Here is a 19,598-nt window from a genome sequence, read left to right on the forward strand (position 1 = left end):
TCCACAAAATAGAAATTAAAGGCAAAACCTTAGCGCGAGTAAAAGGAAGTAATAACGTGCCACGGGAATATATAAAAACCCTCTTATTACTCCTTTTGCTCTTTCATTGACGCATTGCTCACCCCTGTGGATAAAGGCTACACCTGAAAAACGACTACGCATTGCGCCATTCGAGCAAGAAACGAACTCACAAATGAGAAAAGCTCCCATCTACATGTAACAAACTGCTTACACTGCTGGCAGGCTGTAACACGCTTACGCTATACTAGCCGTCGAAATTGTAGGTCCACCGCTTCGGACTCGCTTTCAATGTGTTTACCACAAGGATTTTTCAACTTCCCTCCGAGGATCCCGCTTATAGCTGGATAAATTATGTTAAACAGCATCTTAGTCATACTCTGTCTGATAGTCGTAAGTGCATTCTTCTCGCTATCTGAGATTTCGCTTGCCGCTTCCAGAAAAATAAAACTGAAACTGCTTGCCGATGATGGCAACGTCAATGCGCAACGCATTTTAAAAATGCAGGAAAACCCCGGCACCTTTTTTACCGTGGTGCAAATTGGCCTGAATGCCGTTGCCATCCTGGGTGGTATCGTGGGTGATGCCGCTTTCTCCCCCGCGTTCTACAGCATCTTAGTCACAGTGGTGTCGCCAGAGCTGGCAGACCGTCTGAGCTTTATTATTTCGTTCTCGCTGGTAACGGGGATGTTTATCCTGTTCGCCGACCTGACCCCGAAACGCATCGGTATGATCGCGCCTGAAGTTGTGGCTTTGCGCATTATCAACCCGATGCGCTTCTGCCTGTTTCTCTTCCGCCCGCTGGTGTGGTTTTTTAACGGCATGGCTAACATTATTTTCCGCATCTTCAAGCTGCCAATGGTGCGTAAAGATGACATCACGTCTGATGATGTCTATGCCATCTTCGAGGCTGGCGCGCTGGCCGGGGTGCTGCGTAAGCAAGAGCATGAGCTGATTGAGAATGTGTTTGAGCTGGAATCGCGCACGGTACCATCGTCAATGACATCGCGCGAAAACGTGGTGTGGTTTGATCTGCATGAAGATGAGCAAAGCTTAAAACGAAAAGTCGCTGAAAACCCGCACTCCAAGTTCCTCGTATGTAATGAAGACATTGACCATATCGTTGGTTACGTCGACTCAAAAGACCTGCTTATTCGCGTACTGGCCAACCAAAGCCTGGTGCTGAGCAGCGGTGTGCAAATCCGCAACACGCTTATTGTGCCGGATACGTTAACGCTCTCCGAAGCGCTGGAAAGCTTTAAAACGGCAGGCGAAGACTTTGCGGTCATCATGAACGAGTATGCGTTGGTGGTGGGGATTATCACCCTCAACGACGTAATGACCACGCTGATGGGCGACCTGGTCGGTCAGGGGCTGGAAGAACAAATCGTCGCGCGTGATGAAAACTCATGGCTGATTGACGGCGGCACGCCGATTGATGACGTGATGCGGGTGCTGGATATCGACGAGTTCCCTCAGTCCGGCAATTACGAGACCATTGGCGGCTTTATGATGTTCATGCTGCGCAAGATCCCGAAACGTACCGACTCGGTGAAGTACTCCGGCTATAAGTTCGAAGTCGTGGACATTGATAACTACCGTATCGACCAGTTGCTGGTCACGCGGATTGATAACAAGGCCACGGTGTTAACGCCAAAGTTGCCGGATGCTGAAGAGAAAAGCGAGTAATCGCGACGGCAAATCACCTGCATAAAAGGCGGCGTAATTTCCGCCTTTTTTCTTGCCTGCCATTCAGCGGAGATTCTCCCCTGAAAACATCAACGGCTCCCTGACGGAGCCGTTTTTGTTGTACTGCGATTACTGCATAGCGTAGTGGGTTGGTTAAGCCATCTCAGTTTGCAGACGCATAACCTGACGGTTGACTTCGGACATCACAGTAAAGTGCTGTTTGTCCTTCACTTTCGGGATAAGGATCTTGCCTTTATCAAACTCGAAAGCGCCAACGTCCTTGATGTACAACCGTCCACGGAACAGGATTTTCACGTACTTTGCCACCTGAAGTGGGTTGTAACGTTGGAAAATTTTCATTTTTGTATCTCCTGCTAAGTAATACGCCCTTGCGGTGCCACGCTTGGCCCAACAGTGATGAGCGCAAATTTTGGTGCTCAATGAGCATAGTTCAGAAACAACATGAGACCTAGTATGTATAAGTTTATTTACCTTTTGATTACAGTTATTCAGAATTTTCTTTTCAGCGCTTACGAACAGGCAGTATAAGTCGTCGTTTTTTCGCCGTTATGTGCGTTAACCCGCAAACTGGCATCCCGTTTGCGGGAAAAGCACATTGATCGCACTTATGATTAAAAGGTTGAGTTAAGTGGTCGGATCACCTGCAAACAATAAAAGGAAACACCATGACCTTACGTAACATCCTGGCAGCCACCTGCCTGCTACTGCCGCTCCTGGCGCAAGCCCACAATTTTGAAACCAGCCAACGAGTACCGCCTGTGGGCATCGCTGACAGAGGGGAATTGATTCTCAATAACGATAAGTTTAGCTACAAAAACTGGAACAGCGCGCAGCTTCCTGGCAAAGTGCGAGTGGTGCAACATATTGCCGGTCGGACCTCTGCCAAAGAGAAAAATGCCGCGCTGATTGAAGCGATCAAGGCCGCAAATTTACCTCACGATCGTTACCAGACGACGACCATCATCAATACAGATGATGCTATCCCCGGCTCAGCAATGTTTGTGCGCAGCAGTATTGAGAGCAACAAAAAGCTCTATCCCTGGTCACAGTTTATTGTCGACAGTGATGGCGTAGCGCGAAAGGCCTGGCAACTGGATGAAGGCAGTTCAGCCATCGTTGTGCTGGATAAAGACGGACGGGTGCAATATGTCAAAGACGGCGGGCTGACACAGGCGGAAGTGCAGCAGGTCATCGCCCTGCTGCATAAGTTACTCGACGGTCAGTAAATCGACACCCGAAAGCCGGGGTTCAGGAAAGATTCACGCGGCGTGTAATCCAGGGTTTTTCCCTGCCAGTCGTGAACATGTGCCCCGGCTGCCACGGCTACCGCATGGCCTGCCGCCGTATCCCAGACGCTGGTCGGCCCGAAACGCGGATACAGTTGAGCCTGTCCCTCTGCCACCAGGCAGAATTTCAGCGATGAACCAATCGCGGTCGTCTGATGTTCGCCCAACTGAGTTAAATACTCTTTCAGTTCGTCATCCGCGTGGGAACGGCTTACCACCACCAGCGGCGGACGCGCGTCACGCACTTTAATCTGCGTCCGCGTGCCGTTTTCCTCTTTCCACGCTTTACCTTCCGCCGCGCAATACATCACTTTAAGCACCGGGGCATAAACGACGCCAAGTACCGGTTTCCCGTTTTCAATCAGGGCGATATTCACCGTGAACTCACCGTTACGCTTTATAAACTCTTTGGTGCCGTCCAGCGGATCGACCAGCCAGTAACGCTGCCAGTGCTGACGAACGCTCCAGGAGGGGGGATCTTCTTCCGACAGAACCGGAATATTCGGCGTCAGTGCCTGTAGCCCGCCAGCAATCACCGCATGCGCGGCAATATCGGCGGCCGTTACGGGGGAATCGTCGGATTTGCTGGTTACATCCATCGGCTTATGGCCGTCGTAGACCTGCATAATGGCATCGCCCGCTTCTCGCGCGAGCTGACAAATGGCTTCTAACATCATCCACCTCTTATCTATGGCAGTGGGGTTTTTACCCTCAATAATTCACATTGCGGGAAGGCGGCAAGTGAGTGAATCCCAATGCACTTACCTCAGCAAGTGATTCGGGTGAGTGAACGCTGCCAACGCTCATGCAACATGAAGTATGACGGGTATAACTCATTGTTTTACTTATATCGCATTCAGGTCGAATCTGCCAGGTGTGATAGTTGTTGCATTTATGTGGCAAATTTCATGGCAGAATTCACAATTCTGTAAGCAACAAAATGTACATATCATTTCTTTTGTGGCTCAGATCTAAAAAGGACACCTCTGATGATTAAGTTTAGCGCAACGCTCCTTGCCACGTTGATAGCAGCCAGCGTACAAGCGGCGACGGTGGATCTCCGGATTATGGAAACCACTGATTTGCATAGCAACATGATGGACTTTGATTACTATAAAGATTCGGCGACAGAAAAATTTGGCCTGGTGCGTACCGCCAGCCTGATCAATGCCGCCAGAAAAGAAGTCAAAAATAGCGTGCTGGTGGACAACGGCGACTTAATTCAGGGCAGCCCGCTCGGTGATTATATGGCAGCCAAAGGGCTGAAAAAGGGCGACATCCACCCTGTCTATAAGGCGCTGAATACGTTGGACTACGCCGTGGGCAACCTCGGCAATCACGAATTCAACTATGGCCTGGATTATCTGCACCGGGCGCTGGAAGGGGCAAAATTCCCCTACGTGAATGCCAATATTATCGATGTCAAAACCCAAAAGCCGCTGTTTACCCCGTATCTCATTAAAGAGACCGCCGTTACCGATACCGATGGTAAAACGCATACTCTGAAGATTGGCTATATCGGCTTTGTCCCACCACAAATCATGGTGTGGGATAAAGCCAACCTGAGCGGCAAAGTCACGGTTAATGACATCACCGAAACGGCGAAGAAATATGTGCCAGAGATGCGCGAAAAAGGGGCCGACCTGGTGGTACTGGTTGCCCACTCCGGCCTCTCTTCTGAACCTTATCAGGCGATGGCGGAAAACTCCGTCTACTACTTAAGCGAAGTCCCCGGCGTTGACGCTATTCTGTTTGGCCATGCCCATGCGGTCTTCCCGTCAAAAGATTTCGCCGCCATTAAAGGAGCGGATATCGCCAAAGGAACCTTAAATGGCGTGCCGTCAGTGATGCCAGGAATGTGGGGCGACCACCTCGGCGTGGTGGATCTGGTATTGAATAACGATGCCGGGAAGTGGCAGGTCGCTTCGTCAAAAGCCGAAGCGCGCCCGATTTATGATGCCGCCGCCAAAAAATCGTTGGCCGCAGAAGACAGCAAACTGGTGGAAATCCTGAAACACGACCACGATGCCACCCGTCAGTTCGTCGGCAAGCCTATCGGTAAATCCGCCGACAACATGTACAGCTTCCTCTCCCTTGTACAGGATGACCCAACCGTCCAGGTCGTCAACAACGCCCAGACCGCTTATGTGAAGCACTTTATTCAGGGCGATCCGGATCTGGCGAACCTGCCGGTCTTATCTGCCGCCGCCCCGTTCAAAGCAGGCGGACGTAAAAACGATCCGGCCAGTTTTGTCGAGGTCGAAAAAGGGCAGCTCACCTTCCGTAACGCCGCCGATCTGTATCTTTACCCCAACACACTGGTGGTCGTGAAAGCGACGGGCAAAGAGGTGAAAGAGTGGCTGGAGTGCTCCGCCGGGCAGTTTAATCAGATCGATATCAACAGCACGAAGCCTCAGTCACTCATCAACTGGGAGACCTTCCGTACCTATAACTTCGATGTGATTGATGGGGTGAAATACCAGATTGATGTGACGCAGCCTGCGCGTTATGACGGCGAGTGCCAGAGCATCAACCCGCAAGCTGAGCGTATTAAAGATCTGACCTTTAACGGCAAACCGATCGATCCCAACCAGGTGTTCCTGGTGGCAACCAATAACTACCGCGCCTATGGCGGTAAGTTTGCGGGAACGGGTGACAGCCATATCGCCTTTGCCTCGCCGGATGAAAACCGCGCGGTGCTGGCAAAATGGATAACCGACGAATCGGCAAAAGCGGGAGAAATCCACCCGGCAGCGGATAACAACTGGCGCCTGGCGCCGATTCACAGTAATACGGCGCTGGATATCCGTTTCGAAACCTCACCTTCTGAGAAGGCGGCTGCGTTTATCAAAGAGAAAGCGCAGTACCCGATGAAGAAGGTCGGTACGGACGAGATTGGCTTTGCGCTCTATCAGGTGGATTTAAGTAAGTAAGCTCGTTTATCCCGCAACTGTAGCCCGGACAAGGCGTTCACGCCGCCATCCGGGTTCACTCAGGCGGCGCGGTCGTCTCGCGTCGCCAGCACCTGAGGCAAATTTAGCTCAATCCAGTCGGCCAGCGCGGCCACTTTCTCGCTCACCTGCTCACCCAGCGGCGTCAGGCTATACTCCACATGCGGCGGCACCACCGGATACGAAATGCGGTTAATAAAACCGTCCATTTCCAGCGCCTGCAGCGATTGCGCCAGCATCTTTTCGCTGACACCGCCCATTTTGCGGCGTAAATCGCTGAAACGGTGGGTGCCGTGGCGCAGCGCCACCAGAATCAATACGCCCCAGCGGCTGGTCACGTGTTTAAGCACCTCACGGGAGGGGCACTCCTCAGCAAACAGATTACCGTCGCGCATCCGCTCGCTCAGGGTGGGATTTATGCCTTCCATACTTACCTTTTTGTACGTACTTACTAAAAGTTAGTTAAGGTGATAGTGTGCCACAACACAAGACAAACACGAAGAGGAATCATCATGATCGCAATTACCGGCGCTACAGGCCAACTGGGCGCACTGGCTGTTGAAGAATTACTGAAAACCGTCAAAGCGAGTGAGCTCGTCGCGATTGTACGTAACCCGGCAAAAGCTGACGCACTGGCTCAGAAAGGTGTCGTCATTCGCCAGGCCGACTACGGCGACCAGGCAGCGCTAACGGCGGCACTGTCGGGCGTGGAAAAACTGTTGCTGGTCTCCTCCAGCGAAGTGGGCCAGCGCGCCGCTCAGCATCGTAACGTGATCAATGCAGCCAAAGCGGCGGGCGTGAAATTTATCGCCTATACCAGCCTGTTGCATGCGGATAAATCTCCGCTCGGTCTGCATGTTGAGCACGTTGAAACCGAAAAAATGTTGACCGATTCCGGCATCCCTTACGCCCTGCTGCGTAATGGCTGGTATACCGAAAATTACCTGGCCAGCGCCCCGGCGGCTCTGGCTCATGGCGTCTTCATCGGCGCTGCGGGAGACGGCAAAATCGCCTCGGCCACCCGCGCAGATTACGCCGCTGCCGCCGCACGCGTTATCAGCACAGAGGGCCATGCCGGGAAAGTCTACGAACTGGCCGGTGACAGCGCCTGGACACTCAGCGAACTGGCGGCTGAACTGAGCAAACAGAGCGGTAAACCGGTGGTGTATCAGAACCTGAGCGAAGCCGATTTTGCGGGTGCGTTAAAGGGTGTTGGTCTGCCAGACGTGTTCGCTAACCTGCTGGCTGACTCGGATATCGGTGCCTCGAAAGGAGGTCTGTTCGATGACAGCCATACCCTGAGCAAGCTGATTGGTCGCCCGACCACCCCGCTCGCGGAAAGCGTCAAAGGCATCCTGTAACTGTTACAGGCTGGTTAATTTTTGTAGCACGCCGCCGGGTCATCCTTAATAATGAGAAGATGACCTGAGCGGAGGCGAAAAGTGGAAGGCGTACCGGAACAATTCTTTGACGAGAGAGACAGCGCGCGTTTTCGCCACCTGGCGCAATTGCCAGGGGTGGAGTTGTATCATGCGCATATCTCGCGTTATGCCTTCGAACCCCACACCCACGAAGCCTTTGGTATTGGCGCAATCGAAGCGGGTGCCGAACGCTTTCGTTATCGCGGTACGCAGTACGTTGCGCCTGCCAATTCCGTTGTCACCATGAACCCCGACGAACTGCATACCGGTGAGGCTGAGACCGCGGATGGCTGGCGCTATCGCATGATCTACCTTGACCCCGCGTTGCTGGAAGAGGTGACCGGTATCCGCCACTGGTGGTTTAGCGATGCTACTCGCCACGATCCCCTGCGCACAGTCAAGATTTGCCGCCTGATTCATGGCCTGTGGCACACCGAGGATTCGCTGGCGCAAAAAGGGATGCTGCTGGACCTGATCGACACCTTCACACCGCTTGCACGTCACGCGCCGGTCAGTCAGGAAGGCGCTCATCGTTTTGAGCGGGTCCGTGACTATCTGCATGATAATTTTATGCACCCCCTGACGCTGGATGAGCTGGCGCAGGTGGTCTCGTTGAGCCCGTACCATTTTCAGCGTCAGTTCAAAGCCCATTTTCATGTGACACCCCATCAAATGCTGATGGCGATTCGTCTGTGGCGGGCGAAAGATTTCCTGACCCACGGGATGCCCGCCGCCGAAGTCGCCGCAGCCACCGGGCTGACTGACCAGTCACACCTCACCCGCGCCTTTACGCGTCGTTACGGCATCACCCCCGTGCGCTACCAGAAGCAGGTCGCCCGGCGCTAATGCGCAATCTCATACAATATTCCGTTCCCCTCCTTTCCTACACTGTGACGGCAAACAGAAACGTCAGGTGGAAGTATGATTAGTGGTGTGTTGTATGCCCTGCTCGCGGGGATGTTGTGGGGGCTTATTTTTGTTGGGCCGTTAATTGTGCCGGATTACCCGGCGGCATTGCAGTCAACCGGTCGTTATCTGGCGTTGGGGATAATTGCCCTGCCGCTGGCCTGGCTGGGCCGCCAGCGTTTACGGCAGTTAACGCAGAAAGACTGGCTCACCGCACTGGCGCTGACCATGATGGGCAATCTCATCTATTACGTCTGTCTTGCCAGCGCCATTCAGCGCACCGGGGCACCGGTTTCGACGATGATCATTGGCACCCTGCCGGTTGTTATCCCGATATGTGCAAATCTGCTCTACAGCCAGCGTGACGGTAAACGCGCCTGGACCAGCCTCGCCCCGGCACTGCTCTGTATTGCGGCGGGACTGGCCTGCGTCAACATAGCCGAACTGCACGGCGGCCTGCCGGCGTTCTCCTGGTGGCGCTATGGCTCCGGCATTGCCCTTGCGCTGGTTTCCGTCGCCTGCTGGGCGTGGTATGCGCTGCGTAACGCCCGCTGGCTGCGGGAAAACCCGGACAAGAACCCGATGATGTGGGCAACCGCGCAAGCACTGGTGACACTCCCCGTCTCTTTACTCGGCTATGCTGCTGCCTGTCTGTGGCTGAGTGCGCAACAGCCTGATTTTGCCCAACCCTTTGGCCCGCGCCCCGCGGTGTTTCTCGGTTTGATGTTCGCGATTGCTGTGCTCTGCTCCTGGGTCGGCGCTATGTGCTGGAATGTTGCCAGTCAGCGTTTACCCACGGTTATTGTCGGGCCACTGATTGTTTTTGAAACCCTTGCAGGCCTGCTTTATACCTTCATGCTACGTCAGCAAATGCCGCCGTTGCTCACCCTCTGTGGTATCGCCCTGTTGGTTTGCGGCGTGGTCATGGCCGTACGCGCGAAGCCAGAAAAGCCTCTGGTTCAGTCAGTTTCAGACCACGGTTAATCGTGGTCTTGTTTACCCTGCCCCGAAAGGGGTATATCATCGAACAAAAGATGCATTTAAAATGCATGTTATAATTTCTGATGAGGTAACTGCTATGGCTTTCCGTGACCAACCCCTGGGTGAACTGGCGCTATCCATTCCACGTGCGTCAGCGCTGTTTCGTAAATACGATATGGATTACTGCTGCGGCGGTAAGCAGACGCTGGAGCGCGCCGCGTCCCGCAAAGAACTGGATGTTGGCATCATTGAAACCGAACTGGCAAAGCTGGCAGAGCAGCCCATCGAGAAAGACTGGCGCGTCGCCGCCCTGAGCGAAATCATCGATCACATTATCGTGCGTTACCACGACCGCCATCGCGAACAACTGCCAGAGCTTATCCTGCAGGCGACCAAAGTAGAACGCGTGCATGCCGATAAACCCAACGTGCCAAAAGGGTTAACCAAATACCTGACCATGCTGCACGACGAGCTTTCCAGCCACATGATGAAAGAAGAGCGCATCCTGTTCCCGATGATTAAAGAGGGGATGGGCAGCCAGGCGATGGGGCCAATCAGTGTGATGGAAAGCGAGCATGATGATGCAGGCGAACTGCTGGAAGTGATCAAGCACATTACCAATGGCGTGACGCCGCCGCCGGAAGCCTGCACCACCTGGAAAGCAATGTATAACGGTATCAATGAATTGATCGACGACCTGATGGAACACATCAGTCTGGAAAACAACGTTCTGTTTCCGCGTGCCCTCGCTGGAGAATAAGCAAAGGCGCCCCTGAGAGCGCCTGATTCATGGAAGTCTTTAGAGCCGCCTGCGCGGCTCTTTTTTATTTTCCCGGATGCCAGGTCTACGAATACTAGCGCATACCTGCCAGGCGTTTTTTACCCACAATCAGCCAGCCCGCGCCCAGCACAATAAACCAGATTGGGGTGACGATCAGCGCCTGACGAGTGTCCTCTTCGAGCGTCAGCAACACCAGTACGAACACAAAGAACGCCATGCATACCCAGCACATCACTTTGCCAAGCGGCATTTTGTAGATGGACGCTTCATGCAGTTGCGGACGCTGTTTACGGTAGACGAGGTAAGAGCAGAGGATAATCGTCCAGACGAACATAAACAGGATGGCCGAAACGGTGGTAATCATGGTGAACGCCGCAATCGCACTTGGGTTCACGTACAGCATCACTACACCGCCCAGCAGGCAGATACAAGAGAAGGTCAACCCTTTCGCCGGTACCGCACGTTTAGAGAGCTTACCGAACGCTTTTGGCGCCACGCCATCTTGTGCCAGGCCGAACAGCATACGGCTGGTGGAGAACACGCCGCTGTTCGCGGAAGACGCAGCAGACGTCAGCACCACAAAGTTGATAATGCTCGCTGCGGCAGGCAGGCCCACCAGAACAAACAGTTCAACAAACGGACTCTTATCCGGCACCACGGAACTCCATGGGGTCACGGACATAATCACAATCAACGCAAACACATAGAACATGATGATGCGGATCGGAATGGAGTTAATCGCGCGCGGCAGCGACTTTTCCGGGTCTTTGGTTTCTGCCGCTGTCGTTCCGACCAGCTCAATCCCCACAAAGGCAAAGACCGCGATCTGGAAACCGGCAAAGAAGCCGCTGATGCCTTTCGGGAACCAGCCGCCGTCATTCCACAGATGCGCAACAGAGGCTTCTACCCCGGTCGGCGATTTGAAACTGGTCAGCACCATCACCAGACCAACAACAATCAGCGCCACAATGGCGACGATTTTGATCATCGCGAACCAGAACTCCATCTCGCCGAACATTTTTACGGTGGCAAGGTTCAGGCTCAGCAGCACCAGGACAATGGTCAACGCCACTATCCAGTCGGATAATCCAGGGAACCAGAATTGTGCGTAAGCGGTGATCGCCACCACATCGGCCATCCCGGTGACTACCCAGCAGAACCAGTATGTCCAGCCGGTAAAATACCCCGCCCACGGTCCGAGCAGGTCGGCGGCGAAGTCGCTAAAAGATTTGTACTCAAGGTTCGACAGCAGCAACTCACCCATCGCACGCATGACGAAAAACAGCATGAACCCGATGATCATATAGACAAAAATGATCGACGGTCCTGCAAGGCTGATGGTTTTCCCGGAGCCCATAAACAGCCCGGTACCGATGGCACCACCAATAGCGATTAGCTGAATATGACGGTTTGTAAGATTGCGCCGTAGCGATTGTTCAGTCGAAGCCTCTTCGTCAGCCGCGACTTTTGCCTGATCTACCATGTTTATATCCTGTCTGTGTTGTTGAGGCTCTTCTGGCCTTTAATTGCATACTTCGCCCATTCGCGGACGCAACGATATTAGGTAAGAATTGGTAGGATGAATACTCTGAATTAAAAGAGATGTTAAATATTTGTTTAAAGTGAGCAGCATATCACTCAAATTAGGGGATGGAGTTCACAAAAATACACCGCAATGCGCGCATAGCAAGATAAAGTATCGAAACTAATTCATTTAATGAATGATTCACGCAACATCGTCTTCCTCTCCCCTGACGAGGAGAGGAAAACATCGGGAAGATTACAGGATTTCCAGTAATTCCACTTCGAATACCAGGGTGCTGAATGGCGGGATGGACGCGCCCGCGCCACGCTCGCCGTAGGCCAGTTCGTGCGGAATCGTCAGTTCCCATTTGGAGCCAACCGGCATCAGCGTCAGCGCTTCGATCCAGCCGCCAATCACGCCGTTTACCGGGAATTCAGCCGGTTCGCCACGCGCGACGGAGCTGTCGAACACGGTACCGTCGATCAGTTTACCGGTGTAGTGAACGCGAACACGGTCAGTACGCGCCGGGATAGCGCCTTCGCCCTGAGTGATAACGCGGAACTGCAGACCAGACTCCGTGCTGTTCACACCTTCTTTCTCGCGGTTTTCGTCCAGATATTTCACGCCTTCTGCCGCCATCTCTTCAAAGCGCGCACGACGCACTGCGTCCGCACGTTCGTGGATTTCACGCAGCGCACGATGAACAACGTCCACCGGCACAGCCGGTTGTTTACCTGCCAGCGCGTCAGCAATACCGGCGACCAGCGCTTCCGGCAACAGCCCCTGTAAGCCGGAGTCGCTAAGCTGCTGCCCTACCTGCAAACCAATGCCATAGCTGGCCTGCGCTTCGATCGTGTCAAACGTTGGGGTTGTCATGGGTTTTCCTTTCATCACTTTTTAAGGTAGCGCGCAGCATAACAGCCACGCCGCAGCGGGTAAAACTTTGTCGTAGTAAAGATGACAAATCGCAGAGAAACAGAAACAATACTCCCGGTAAGATAATTCTCATTATGATGTCACGAGACAATGCATCACACAGCCAATCAGGTAGTTAGCCATCTATACTCAACGAGACAGGATAAATAATGACGCGGAGCAGGAGGAAAGCCATGCCCGGGCGATTTGAACTGAAACCTACCCTGGCGAAAATCTGGCACGCCCCGGATCATTTTCGCATTCTGGACCCGCTTCCGCCGATGCACCGTCGTGGGCTGATCCTTGCGGCGTTGTTGGTTATTATCGGTTTCCTGCTGCCCACCCCGAAAGAGACGGTGACGCCTCCCGCCTCTGTCGGGCGCGAAGCACAACTGAATATTCAGTCACAATCCCAGCCGCAGACACAATCGCAGCCTTCACAACCGCTGGTGACGTCACAGCCGGTGCAAAACCAGCAACCTGCTCCTGTCTTTAACGAGGAACCGCAGGCCGTGCAGGAGCCGATACAGCAGGAGCGTCCGGTCGCCGAACACTCGGCCCCTGCTGCCTCTTCCGCTGGCGGTATTGAGCAGCAGTGGCGCACCTACCGTGTCGAACAGGGCAAAACGCTGGCCCAGGTTTTCCGTGACCACAATTTGCCGCCAACCGATGTCTATGCCATGGCAAAAGTAGAAGGCGAAGGCAAACCGCTCAGCACCCTGCAAAGCGGCCAGATGGTGAAAATTCGTCAGAACGCGAATGGCGTAGTAACCGGGTTGACGATTGAAAATGGCAGCGGCCAGTCTGTCTTGTTCACTCGCCAGCAGGACGGTAGTTTTATCCGGGCACGATAAGCCTCCTGGCCGGGTGAGCAATAACGCTACCCGGCCAGAAGTTAATCGGCTTTTCGGGAGACCTTGTTCACCCACCAGATGCCGGAGCACACCAGCATCAACGCAATCGCGTATTTGAGTTTGAGAATATTCTCGCCCAGAAAAATAGCCGACAGTAACGCACCTGAGACCGGGATTAAGAAGTTAAACGGCGCAATCATCCCCACCCGATTGTACTTGAGCAGAATGCTCCACAGCGCAAACGCAACCGAGGAGAGTAGCGTCAGGTAGCCAAGAATCGCCACCGAGGAAGGGCCATGCACGGTAAGCTCGCCGCCAAAAACATACCCGCCGACCGCGAGCACGACGCCACCAAACCCCAGTTGATAACCCGTCATTACCAACGGATCGACCGTTTGCGAGATCCGCTTACCGTATAGCGTCGATGCCGAGAGGATAAACGCCGCCAGGACTACAAAACCATCCCCCATCAGGCTAAAGCTGAACTCCATCAGGCCATTGTTGAGGTTAACCACCATGACGCCAGCAAACCCCAGTACGCAGCCAAGGGTTTTGTTATAGCTCAGTTTGTCATTCTGGTAGATAAAGTGGGCCAGCAGCACACTAAAGAAGGTGCCCGTCGCATTCATAATTGAACCTTTTACCCCAGTGGTGAAGGCCAGACCAATATAGAAGAAGACGTACTGGAGTGAGGTTTGCGTAACCCCGAGCAGTGCCAGTTGGCCACACTGATGGAAAGAGAGGCGAGCCAGCGGGCGGCGCTGCGCCAGCGCAAGCAGTAATAACAGTAGCCCTGCGAAGAAGAAGCGATAACCAGCAAAGACGATTTTCGAAGGGATATCATCCACATCAATCTGGAAAATCTCATAACCGCTTTTAATCGCCGGGTAGGCACTTCCCCATAATAAACAACAGAATGCTGCTCCTGCATACGCCGCATTTTTACGGGCAAAGAGCGGCGGCTGGTGTATCGTTTCCATACATTCACCAATTTAAAATAACGTTTTATTTTTTAATTATTGCGGAATAGCCAGGAAATGGAAACAGATATGCGAAAACAGAGATCAGGTTGTGAGCTCGAAGGGATAAAAAGGAAAAACCAGAGGGATAAAAAGCAAAACGCCGGCACAAGGCCGGCGTTTTTACGCAACGTCAGAAGCTAATTACTCAGCAACAACGTTAACGATCAGTTTAGCGAATACTTCGCTGTGAACCTGGAAGTCCACTTCGTGCTCACCAGTGGTACGCAGAACGCCGTTCGGCAGACGAACTTCGCTCTTAGCCACTTCAACGCCAGCTGCAGTTACAGCGTCAGCGATGTCGCGGGTACCGATGGAACCGAACAGTTTACCTTCGTCGCCAGATTTGGAAGCGATGGTTACAGTGCCCAGTGCGTTGATTGCTTCAGCGCGAGCGTTAGCAGCCGCCAGAACGTCAGCCAGTTTGGCTTCCAGTTCAGCGCGACGAGCTTCGAAAAACTCAACGTTTTTCTTGGTAGCCGGAACAGCTTTACCCTGTGGAACCAGGAAGTTACGAGCGTAGCCCGCTTTAACGTTTACCTGATCACCCAGGCTGCCCAGGTTTGCTACTTTATCAAGCAGAATAACTTGCATTACCTTATCCTCTTAAAGTCGTATTAATGGACCGTGCCCGATTACTGATGACGATCAGTGTACGGCAGCAGAGACAGGTAGCGAGCGCGTTTGATAGCGCGAGCCAGCTGACGCTGGTATTTTGCACGAGTACCGGTGATACGGCTTGGGACAATCTTACCGCTTTCGGTGATGTAGTTTTTCAGCGTAGCGATATCTTTATAGTCGATCTCTTGAACGCCTTCCGCGGTGAAACGGCAGAACTTGCGACGACGGAAATAACGTGCCATATGGCTAGTCTCCAGAATCTATCAATTCAATCTGCTCGGCATGCAGAACCATTTTAGTCAGACCGTTCTTTGCCTTGTGGCAAGAGATGAACCCCTGAACGGTTACTGCGCTACCGACCGTTATACTGTGAGTAATGGCCTGGTTTTCGTGTCCGCTAATGATAACGGGCATTTGGCACCACGCCTGCCGGTGAAACCCGGCTTCCTCCTGCACAGAACGGTGCTCAAGCACGAACTGGCAGTGAGGAATTCCTGATGGGCTGACCTTTCGAAGGGGGGTCCTGCACACGGTGCCGGACAACACCAGACGGTTGGTCATCAGAAATTACTCTTCAGAATCCCCAGCATCTGCATCATCTGCGGTTTCGTTTGCGAAATCATCGCGACGCTCACGGCGCTCGTCTTTCGCTTTAACCATCGGAGATGCTTCGGTAACAGCGTGTTTAGTACGCATTACCATGCTACGGATAACGGCATCGTTGAAGCGGAAGTTTGTTTCCAGCTCATCGATAACTTCCTGCGGAGCTTCAACGTTCAGCAGAACGTAGTGTGCTTTGTGCAGTTTGTTGATCGGGTAAGCCAGCTGACGGCGGCCCCAGTCTTCCAGACGGTGGATCGTACCTTCTGCTGCAGTGATTGCACCAGTGTAACGTTCGATCATGCCCGGAACCTGTTCGCTCTGGTCAGGATGGACCATAAAAACGATTTCGTAATGACGCATCGAATTGCTCCTTACGGATTATTCAGCCTCCTGTCTGGGTCAGCCGCGGCCCATGGAGGCAAGGAACGTGATTAAAGGGCGGCTGAAAAATTGACGCGTCATAATACTTATCTCGCCCCCCAAACTCAAGCTGATTGCACAAATAATTCGCACTAAGCGCAAAGCCGCTTCACAGAGTGGGATTAAAATTAGACAAAACGGATACGGCAATTTTTTGAACGACAGCATCAGAAATGGTCGCGATACGTTTTGGCGGGAAAGCGTAGACTTTAAATACACCCCAATGACACGGGAGGAAAGATGTTCTGAAGGTCACAACATAAGCAGTAATGGAGCACAATATTATGAAAAACATCGCAATCTTACTCACAGCGCTACTCCTTAGCGCCAATGCGGCAGCAGCCATCAAAATTGACGGGCGGCAAGCCAAAAACATGGATGATGTGCAGAGCTTAGGCGTTATTTACATTAATCATAACATCGCCACTGAAAGCGAAGCGGATCAAGCACTCAAAGTCGAAACTGACGCGAAGGGTGCGAAATATTATCACCCGGTCTTACTTCGGGAGCCGGGCAGCAATGGCCTTATTCACGCCAGCGCTGACATTTATCGCTAGTACACACAGACCAGTTACCCTTGCCATTATTAATCGCCCTCTTCCATGAGGGCTTTTTTTTGCACATCATTAAATGATAATTATTTGTACAGTATGCTTATCAAAAGCGCAGGCCGCTAATGTAATAGCATCTTAATAACCTGATTATCCGGAGCAATATCGTGTTTGTGCGTTTTGCAACCCTGGGTCGTATCCCGCGAGGCGTTTGGGTGCTCGGCGGCGTAAGTCTGTTAATGGATGTCTCGTCCGAGATGATCCACAGCCTGTTACCTCTCTTTATGGCGACCACATTAGGTGCCAGCGTCATTGTCATTGGCCTGATTGAAGGGATGGCAGAGGCAACTGCGCTTATCATTAAAGTGTTTTCCGGCGTACTCAGCGACTATCTGGGTAAACGCAAAGGACTGGCCCTGCTGGGATATGGCATGGGTGCGCTTAGCAAACCGCTGTTTGCCCTGGCTTCCTCCTCCGGCCTGGTATTCGGTGCGCGAATGATTGACCGCGTTGGCAAGGGGATCCGTGGGGCACCTCGCGACGCGCTGGTTGCCGATGTGACGCCCCCCGACATTCGCGGTGCCGCATTTGGCCTGCGCCAGTCGCTGGACACAATCGGTGCTTTCCTTGGTCCGCTGCTGGCCGTGGCGCTGATGTTTCTGTGGGACAATGATTTCCAGTCCATCTTCTGGGTGGCTGTGATCCCAGGCACACTGGCTATCGCTCTGCTCTATTTCGGGCTTGATGAACCCAAAACGCCCATTACCAACAAGCGCACCAACCCGCTCACCCGTGAGAACCTGAAAAAACTCAGTAGCGCTTACTGGTGGGTCGTTGGACTGGGCAGCGTCTTTACCCTCGCCCGTTTTAGTGAAGCCTTTCTGGTACTACGCGCACAGCAGATGGAGATTCCACTGTTCGCCATTCCGCTGGTAATGGTCGCAATGAACCTGGTGTACGGCCTGACGGCCTACCCCTTTGGTAAACTGTCTGACGGCATGAGCCACAGCAAAATGCTGCAGGCAGGCCTGCTGGTGCTGATTGCCGCCGATCTGGTACTGGCGTTAAGCCACCACTGGAGCACGTTGCTGCTTGGCGTTGCCCTGTGGGGTATCCATATGGGAATGACCCAGGGCCTGCTGGCGGCGATGATCGCCCATACCGCGCCAGCAGAACTGCGCGGCACCGCGTTTGGCATGTTTAACCTCATGAGCGGTATCGCCCTGCTGTTGGCCAGCGCCGGGGCCGGTGTCTTGTGGGAAAGCCTGGGTGCAGCATCAACATTTTATGCCGGTGCCATGATCTGCCTGATTACGCTAGCAGGGATGCGCTGCATACCATCAGCCTATCGACAGGCATAAAAAGGCTCCGGAATCAGACCAGTAACATCCCGAAGGCGTACACATTCCGGAGCATAATTTTCTGGTAGTCCGGACGAAGCATAGCAGATGCCGGGGAAACTCCTGCGGCGCTGCGCCTGGCCGGGCTACCGGTCACTGCCCGTAATAGGCATTTGGGCCGTGCTTACGCATAAAGTGTTTATTCATCAGATAATCATCAATCGGTTTTAACGACGGATTGATACCTCGGGCAATCCACGCCATCCGGGCAACCTCTTCCATGACTACCGCATTATGAACGGCGTCAGCGGCATTTTTCCCCCATGCAAACGGACCGTGTTGGTAGACCACCATTCCCGGCGTATGCAATGGGTTATTGTTGCCCAGCGTCTCGACAATCACCTTACCAGTGTTGAGTTCATACTCTTCCCGTACCTCCTCTTCAGAGAGCGCCCGGGTACAGGGAATATCGCCAAAGAAATAATCTGCATGGGTGGTGCCAAGCGCAGGAATGGCCAGCCCCGCCTGAGCCCAGGCTGTGGCATGCGTGGAATGGGTATGCACAACACCGCCAAGCTGAGGGTAGCGTCGGTACAACTCAAGGTGTGTTGCGGTATCGGAAGACGGGCGCCACTGCCCTTCCACCCCGGTGCCCTGTAAATCCACCACGACCATGTCATCTGGTTTCATGTTCTCGTAGGCAATACCGCTGGGTTTAATCACCACCAGCCCGCGTTCACGATCAATAGCGCTGACATTTCCCCAGGTAAAGGTCACTAATCCATAGCGCGGCAAATCCATATTGGCGTCAAACACTTGCTGTTTAAGCTCTTGCATTATGCCGCCTCCACCAAACCCGCGTTTGCCATACGCGCTTTCACCCAGTCGCGCGCTTTTAGCACCTCTGCCGCCGGATCTTCTGCCGTCTCGCTCCACATCTCGATCAAGTACGGACCACAGTAGCCGCTCTCTTTGAGCGTGGCGAAACAGCGTTCAAAATCCACTACGCCGGTGCCAAAGGGGACGTTTTTAAAAACGCCGGGGCGCGTATCTTTGACATGAACCGCCACGATATGGCCGACGCCCGCCAGCAGTTCCATCTGCACGTCGTTATCCCAGGCTGAAAGATTGCCGATATCCGGGTAGAGCTGAAACCATGGGTTATTAAGGTAGTGCGCGTACCCCAGCGCTTTGCTGATCGAATTCATCAGCGGGTAATCCATAATTTCCATCGCCAGGGTTACCTGTGCGCGGCTGGCCATTTCCACGCTCTCTTTGAGTCCGTCGCGAAAGCGGCGGCGCGTCTCATCATTCGCCTGCTGGTAGTAAACGTCATAACCAGCGAGTTGAATCACCCGGATACCGGTATCCTGCGCAAACCGGATAGCCTTGCGCATGATCTCCAGCCCCTGGTTACGTACCGCGTCATCTTCGCTGCCCAGCGGAAAACGCCGGTGCGCGCTCAGACACATTGAAGGAACGCGAACGCCTGTTTCCGCTATCGCAGCTACCAGTGCCAGACGCTGCTCAGGGTTCCAGTCGAGACGGGCCAGACGGGCATCGGTTTCATCTACCGACATTTCGACAAAATCGAAACCCAGCGTTTTCGCCAGTCGCAACCGTTCCAGCCAGCACTCCCCGGCAGGGAGTGCTTTTTCGTAGATACCCAGCGGGATCTGTTTTGACAACATACCCG

The 19,598-nt window shown here is 53.3% G+C and carries 22 protein-coding genes; 10 read left to right on the plus strand and 12 right to left on the minus strand.

The window, feature by feature from the left end:
* The first annotated feature begins 372 nt into the window (after window positions 1-372).
* Complete coding sequence (locus C5523_RS24610; RefSeq protein WP_039077772.1) at window positions 373-1,707, plus strand: hemolysin family protein; 1,335 nt, start codon at window positions 373-375, stop codon at window positions 1,705-1,707.
* A gap of 153 nt (window positions 1,708-1,860) precedes the next feature.
* On the opposite strand, the gene C5523_RS24615 is transcribed toward C5523_RS24610, so the two are convergent.
* On the minus strand, window positions 1,861-2,067 hold the full coding sequence (locus C5523_RS24615; protein ID WP_039077773.1) for a DUF1107 domain-containing protein: 207 nt from the start codon (window positions 2,065-2,067) through the stop codon (window positions 1,861-1,863).
* Window positions 2,068-2,393: 326 nt separating this feature from the next.
* Between C5523_RS24615 and C5523_RS24620 the strand changes: the two genes are divergently transcribed.
* The gene (locus tag C5523_RS24620) at window positions 2,394-2,954 is read left to right on the plus strand and encodes a YtfJ family protein (RefSeq protein WP_039077774.1); all 561 of its coding nucleotides are present in this window, start codon (window positions 2,394-2,396) and stop codon (window positions 2,952-2,954) included.
* Here the strand turns inward: C5523_RS24620 and cysQ are convergent.
* Complete coding sequence (cysQ, locus tag C5523_RS24625; protein WP_108702161.1) at window positions 2,948-3,688, minus strand: 3'(2'),5'-bisphosphate nucleotidase CysQ; 741 nt, start codon at window positions 3,686-3,688, stop codon at window positions 2,948-2,950. The two genes, C5523_RS24620 and cysQ, sit on opposite strands and share 7 nt — an antisense overlap.
* A 315-nt stretch (window positions 3,689-4,003) precedes the next feature.
* Here cysQ and C5523_RS24630 point away from each other — a divergent pair, with 315 nt between their 5' ends.
* The gene (locus C5523_RS24630; RefSeq protein WP_071193490.1) at window positions 4,004-5,947 is read left to right on the plus strand and encodes a bifunctional 2',3'-cyclic-nucleotide 2'-phosphodiesterase/3'-nucleotidase; all 1,944 of its coding nucleotides are present in this window, start codon (window positions 4,004-4,006) and stop codon (window positions 5,945-5,947) included.
* Between the two features lie 59 nt (window positions 5,948-6,006).
* On the opposite strand, the gene C5523_RS24635 is transcribed toward C5523_RS24630, so the two are convergent.
* Window positions 6,007-6,393, minus strand: coding sequence for a helix-turn-helix domain-containing protein (locus C5523_RS24635; protein ID WP_039077777.1), 387 nt, complete (start codon window positions 6,391-6,393; stop codon window positions 6,007-6,009).
* 84 nt (window positions 6,394-6,477) lie between these two features.
* Here C5523_RS24635 and C5523_RS24640 point away from each other — a divergent pair, with 84 nt between their 5' ends.
* From C5523_RS24640 to ytfE, 4 genes are all read left to right on the plus strand, one after another.
* Window positions 6,478-7,326, plus strand: a complete 849-nt coding sequence (locus C5523_RS24640; protein WP_108702162.1) for an SDR family oxidoreductase — start codon at window positions 6,478-6,480, stop codon at window positions 7,324-7,326.
* An 81-nt stretch (window positions 7,327-7,407) separates the two neighbouring features.
* Window positions 7,408-8,232: an AraC family transcriptional regulator gene (locus C5523_RS24645; protein WP_071193488.1), complete on the plus strand. Its 825-nt coding sequence runs from the start codon at window positions 7,408-7,410 to the stop codon at window positions 8,230-8,232.
* Between the two features lie 75 nt (window positions 8,233-8,307).
* Complete coding sequence (locus tag C5523_RS24650; protein WP_108702163.1) at window positions 8,308-9,276, plus strand: DMT family transporter; 969 nt, start codon at window positions 8,308-8,310, stop codon at window positions 9,274-9,276.
* A 94-nt stretch (window positions 9,277-9,370) separates the two neighbouring features.
* Entirely contained in the window at window positions 9,371-10,033 is a 663-nt protein-coding gene (gene ytfE, locus C5523_RS24655; protein ID WP_071193486.1) for an iron-sulfur cluster repair protein YtfE, read from the plus strand.
* Window positions 10,034-10,127: 94 nt separating this feature from the next.
* On the opposite strand, the gene cycA is transcribed toward ytfE, so the two are convergent.
* Together cycA and fklB are read right to left on the minus strand one after the other, a co-directional pair.
* A complete protein-coding gene (cycA, locus tag C5523_RS24660) occupies window positions 10,128-11,537 on the minus strand; it encodes a D-serine/D-alanine/glycine transporter (RefSeq protein ID WP_079497704.1) in 1,410 nt (469 codons plus the stop codon).
* A 297-nt stretch (window positions 11,538-11,834) separates the two neighbouring features.
* Window positions 11,835-12,455, minus strand: a complete 621-nt coding sequence (gene fklB / locus C5523_RS24665; RefSeq protein WP_039077783.1) for an FKBP-type peptidyl-prolyl cis-trans isomerase — start codon at window positions 12,453-12,455, stop codon at window positions 11,835-11,837.
* A gap of 233 nt (window positions 12,456-12,688) precedes the next feature.
* Between fklB and C5523_RS24670 the strand changes: the two genes are divergently transcribed.
* Window positions 12,689-13,348 (plus strand): LysM-like peptidoglycan-binding domain-containing protein, encoded by a 660-nt coding sequence (locus tag C5523_RS24670; RefSeq protein ID WP_108702164.1) that lies wholly within the window; start codon window positions 12,689-12,691, stop codon window positions 13,346-13,348.
* Between the two features lie 41 nt (window positions 13,349-13,389).
* Here C5523_RS24670 and C5523_RS24675 read toward each other — a convergent pair whose 3' ends face one another.
* From C5523_RS24675 to rpsF, 5 genes are all read right to left on the minus strand, one after another.
* A complete protein-coding gene (locus C5523_RS24675) occupies window positions 13,390-14,328 on the minus strand; it encodes a DMT family transporter (protein WP_108702165.1) in 939 nt (312 codons plus the stop codon).
* A gap of 183 nt (window positions 14,329-14,511) precedes the next feature.
* The gene (gene rplI / locus C5523_RS24680; RefSeq protein ID WP_039077786.1) at window positions 14,512-14,961 is read right to left on the minus strand and encodes a 50S ribosomal protein L9; all 450 of its coding nucleotides are present in this window, start codon (window positions 14,959-14,961) and stop codon (window positions 14,512-14,514) included.
* Between the two features lie 41 nt (window positions 14,962-15,002).
* Entirely contained in the window at window positions 15,003-15,230 is a 228-nt protein-coding gene (gene rpsR, locus C5523_RS24685; protein ID WP_000135199.1) for a 30S ribosomal protein S18, read from the minus strand.
* A 4-nt stretch (window positions 15,231-15,234) separates the two neighbouring features.
* Entirely contained in the window at window positions 15,235-15,549 is a 315-nt protein-coding gene (gene priB / locus C5523_RS24690; protein ID WP_039077787.1) for a primosomal replication protein N, read from the minus strand.
* A gap of 6 nt (window positions 15,550-15,555) precedes the next feature.
* Complete coding sequence (rpsF, locus tag C5523_RS24695) at window positions 15,556-15,951, minus strand: 30S ribosomal protein S6 (RefSeq protein ID WP_006686337.1); 396 nt, start codon at window positions 15,949-15,951, stop codon at window positions 15,556-15,558.
* A 344-nt stretch (window positions 15,952-16,295) separates the two neighbouring features.
* Here rpsF and yjfY point away from each other — a divergent pair, with 344 nt between their 5' ends.
* On the plus strand, window positions 16,296-16,568 hold the full coding sequence (yjfY, locus tag C5523_RS24700; RefSeq protein WP_039077825.1) for a DUF1471 family protein YjfY: 273 nt from the start codon (window positions 16,296-16,298) through the stop codon (window positions 16,566-16,568).
* 161 nt (window positions 16,569-16,729) lie between these two features.
* Window positions 16,730-17,923 (plus strand): MFS transporter, encoded by a 1,194-nt coding sequence (locus C5523_RS24705; protein ID WP_108702166.1) that lies wholly within the window; start codon window positions 16,730-16,732, stop codon window positions 17,921-17,923.
* A 132-nt stretch (window positions 17,924-18,055) separates the two neighbouring features.
* On the opposite strand, the gene C5523_RS24710 is transcribed toward C5523_RS24705, so the two are convergent.
* Complete coding sequence (locus tag C5523_RS24710; protein WP_108702167.1) at window positions 18,056-18,739, minus strand: L-ribulose-5-phosphate 4-epimerase; 684 nt, start codon at window positions 18,737-18,739, stop codon at window positions 18,056-18,058.
* Window positions 18,739-19,593, minus strand: a complete 855-nt coding sequence (locus C5523_RS24715) for an L-ribulose-5-phosphate 3-epimerase (RefSeq protein ID WP_079497700.1) — start codon at window positions 19,591-19,593, stop codon at window positions 18,739-18,741. The genes C5523_RS24710 and C5523_RS24715 overlap by 1 nt, the downstream gene beginning before the upstream one ends.
* Window positions 19,594-19,598: the final 5 nt, after the last annotated feature.

Origin of the sequence: Phytobacter sp. SCO41, from assembly GCF_003073275.1 — a bacterium.
GTDB lineage: Bacteria > Pseudomonadota > Gammaproteobacteria > Enterobacterales > Enterobacteriaceae > Phytobacter > Phytobacter diazotrophicus.

Excerpts from the sequence above, each read along its gene's own strand:
- C5523_RS24670 (WP_108702164.1), top strand. The coding sequence starts at position 12,689 with ATGCCCGGGCGATTTGAACTGAAACCTACCCTGGCGAAAATCTGGCAC.
- cycA (WP_079497704.1), bottom strand. The coding sequence starts at position 11,537 with ATGGTAGATCAGGCAAAAGTCGCGGCTGACGAAGAGGCTTCGACTGAA.
- cysQ (WP_108702161.1), bottom strand. The coding sequence starts at position 3,688 with ATGTTAGAAGCCATTTGTCAGCTCGCGCGAGAAGCGGGCGATGCCATT.
- C5523_RS24640 (WP_108702162.1), top strand. The coding sequence starts at position 6,478 with ATGATCGCAATTACCGGCGCTACAGGCCAACTGGGCGCACTGGCTGTT.
- C5523_RS24710 (WP_108702167.1), bottom strand. The coding sequence starts at position 18,739 with ATGCAAGAGCTTAAACAGCAAGTGTTTGACGCCAATATGGATTTGCCG.
- fklB (WP_039077783.1), bottom strand. The coding sequence starts at position 12,455 with ATGACAACCCCAACGTTTGACACGATCGAAGCGCAGGCCAGCTATGGC.
- C5523_RS24635 (WP_039077777.1), bottom strand. The coding sequence starts at position 6,393 with ATGGAAGGCATAAATCCCACCCTGAGCGAGCGGATGCGCGACGGTAAT.
- C5523_RS24630 (WP_071193490.1), top strand. The coding sequence starts at position 4,004 with ATGATTAAGTTTAGCGCAACGCTCCTTGCCACGTTGATAGCAGCCAGC.
- rpsF (WP_006686337.1), bottom strand. The coding sequence starts at position 15,951 with ATGCGTCATTACGAAATCGTTTTTATGGTCCATCCTGACCAGAGCGAA.
- ytfE (WP_071193486.1), top strand. The coding sequence starts at position 9,371 with ATGGCTTTCCGTGACCAACCCCTGGGTGAACTGGCGCTATCCATTCCA.
- C5523_RS24615 (WP_039077773.1), bottom strand. The coding sequence starts at position 2,067 with ATGAAAATTTTCCAACGTTACAACCCACTTCAGGTGGCAAAGTACGTG.
- C5523_RS24610 (WP_039077772.1), top strand. The coding sequence starts at position 373 with ATGTTAAACAGCATCTTAGTCATACTCTGTCTGATAGTCGTAAGTGCA.
- rplI (WP_039077786.1), bottom strand. The coding sequence starts at position 14,961 with ATGCAAGTTATTCTGCTTGATAAAGTAGCAAACCTGGGCAGCCTGGGT.
- priB (WP_039077787.1), bottom strand. The coding sequence starts at position 15,549 with ATGACCAACCGTCTGGTGTTGTCCGGCACCGTGTGCAGGACCCCCCTT.
- yjfY (WP_039077825.1), top strand. The coding sequence starts at position 16,296 with ATGAAAAACATCGCAATCTTACTCACAGCGCTACTCCTTAGCGCCAAT.
- C5523_RS24715 (WP_079497700.1), bottom strand. The coding sequence starts at position 19,593 with ATGTTGTCAAAACAGATCCCGCTGGGTATCTACGAAAAAGCACTCCCT.
- C5523_RS24620 (WP_039077774.1), top strand. The coding sequence starts at position 2,394 with ATGACCTTACGTAACATCCTGGCAGCCACCTGCCTGCTACTGCCGCTC.
- rpsR (WP_000135199.1), bottom strand. The coding sequence starts at position 15,230 with ATGGCACGTTATTTCCGTCGTCGCAAGTTCTGCCGTTTCACCGCGGAA.
- C5523_RS24675 (WP_108702165.1), bottom strand. The coding sequence starts at position 14,328 with ATGGAAACGATACACCAGCCGCCGCTCTTTGCCCGTAAAAATGCGGCG.
- C5523_RS24650 (WP_108702163.1), top strand. The coding sequence starts at position 8,308 with ATGATTAGTGGTGTGTTGTATGCCCTGCTCGCGGGGATGTTGTGGGGG.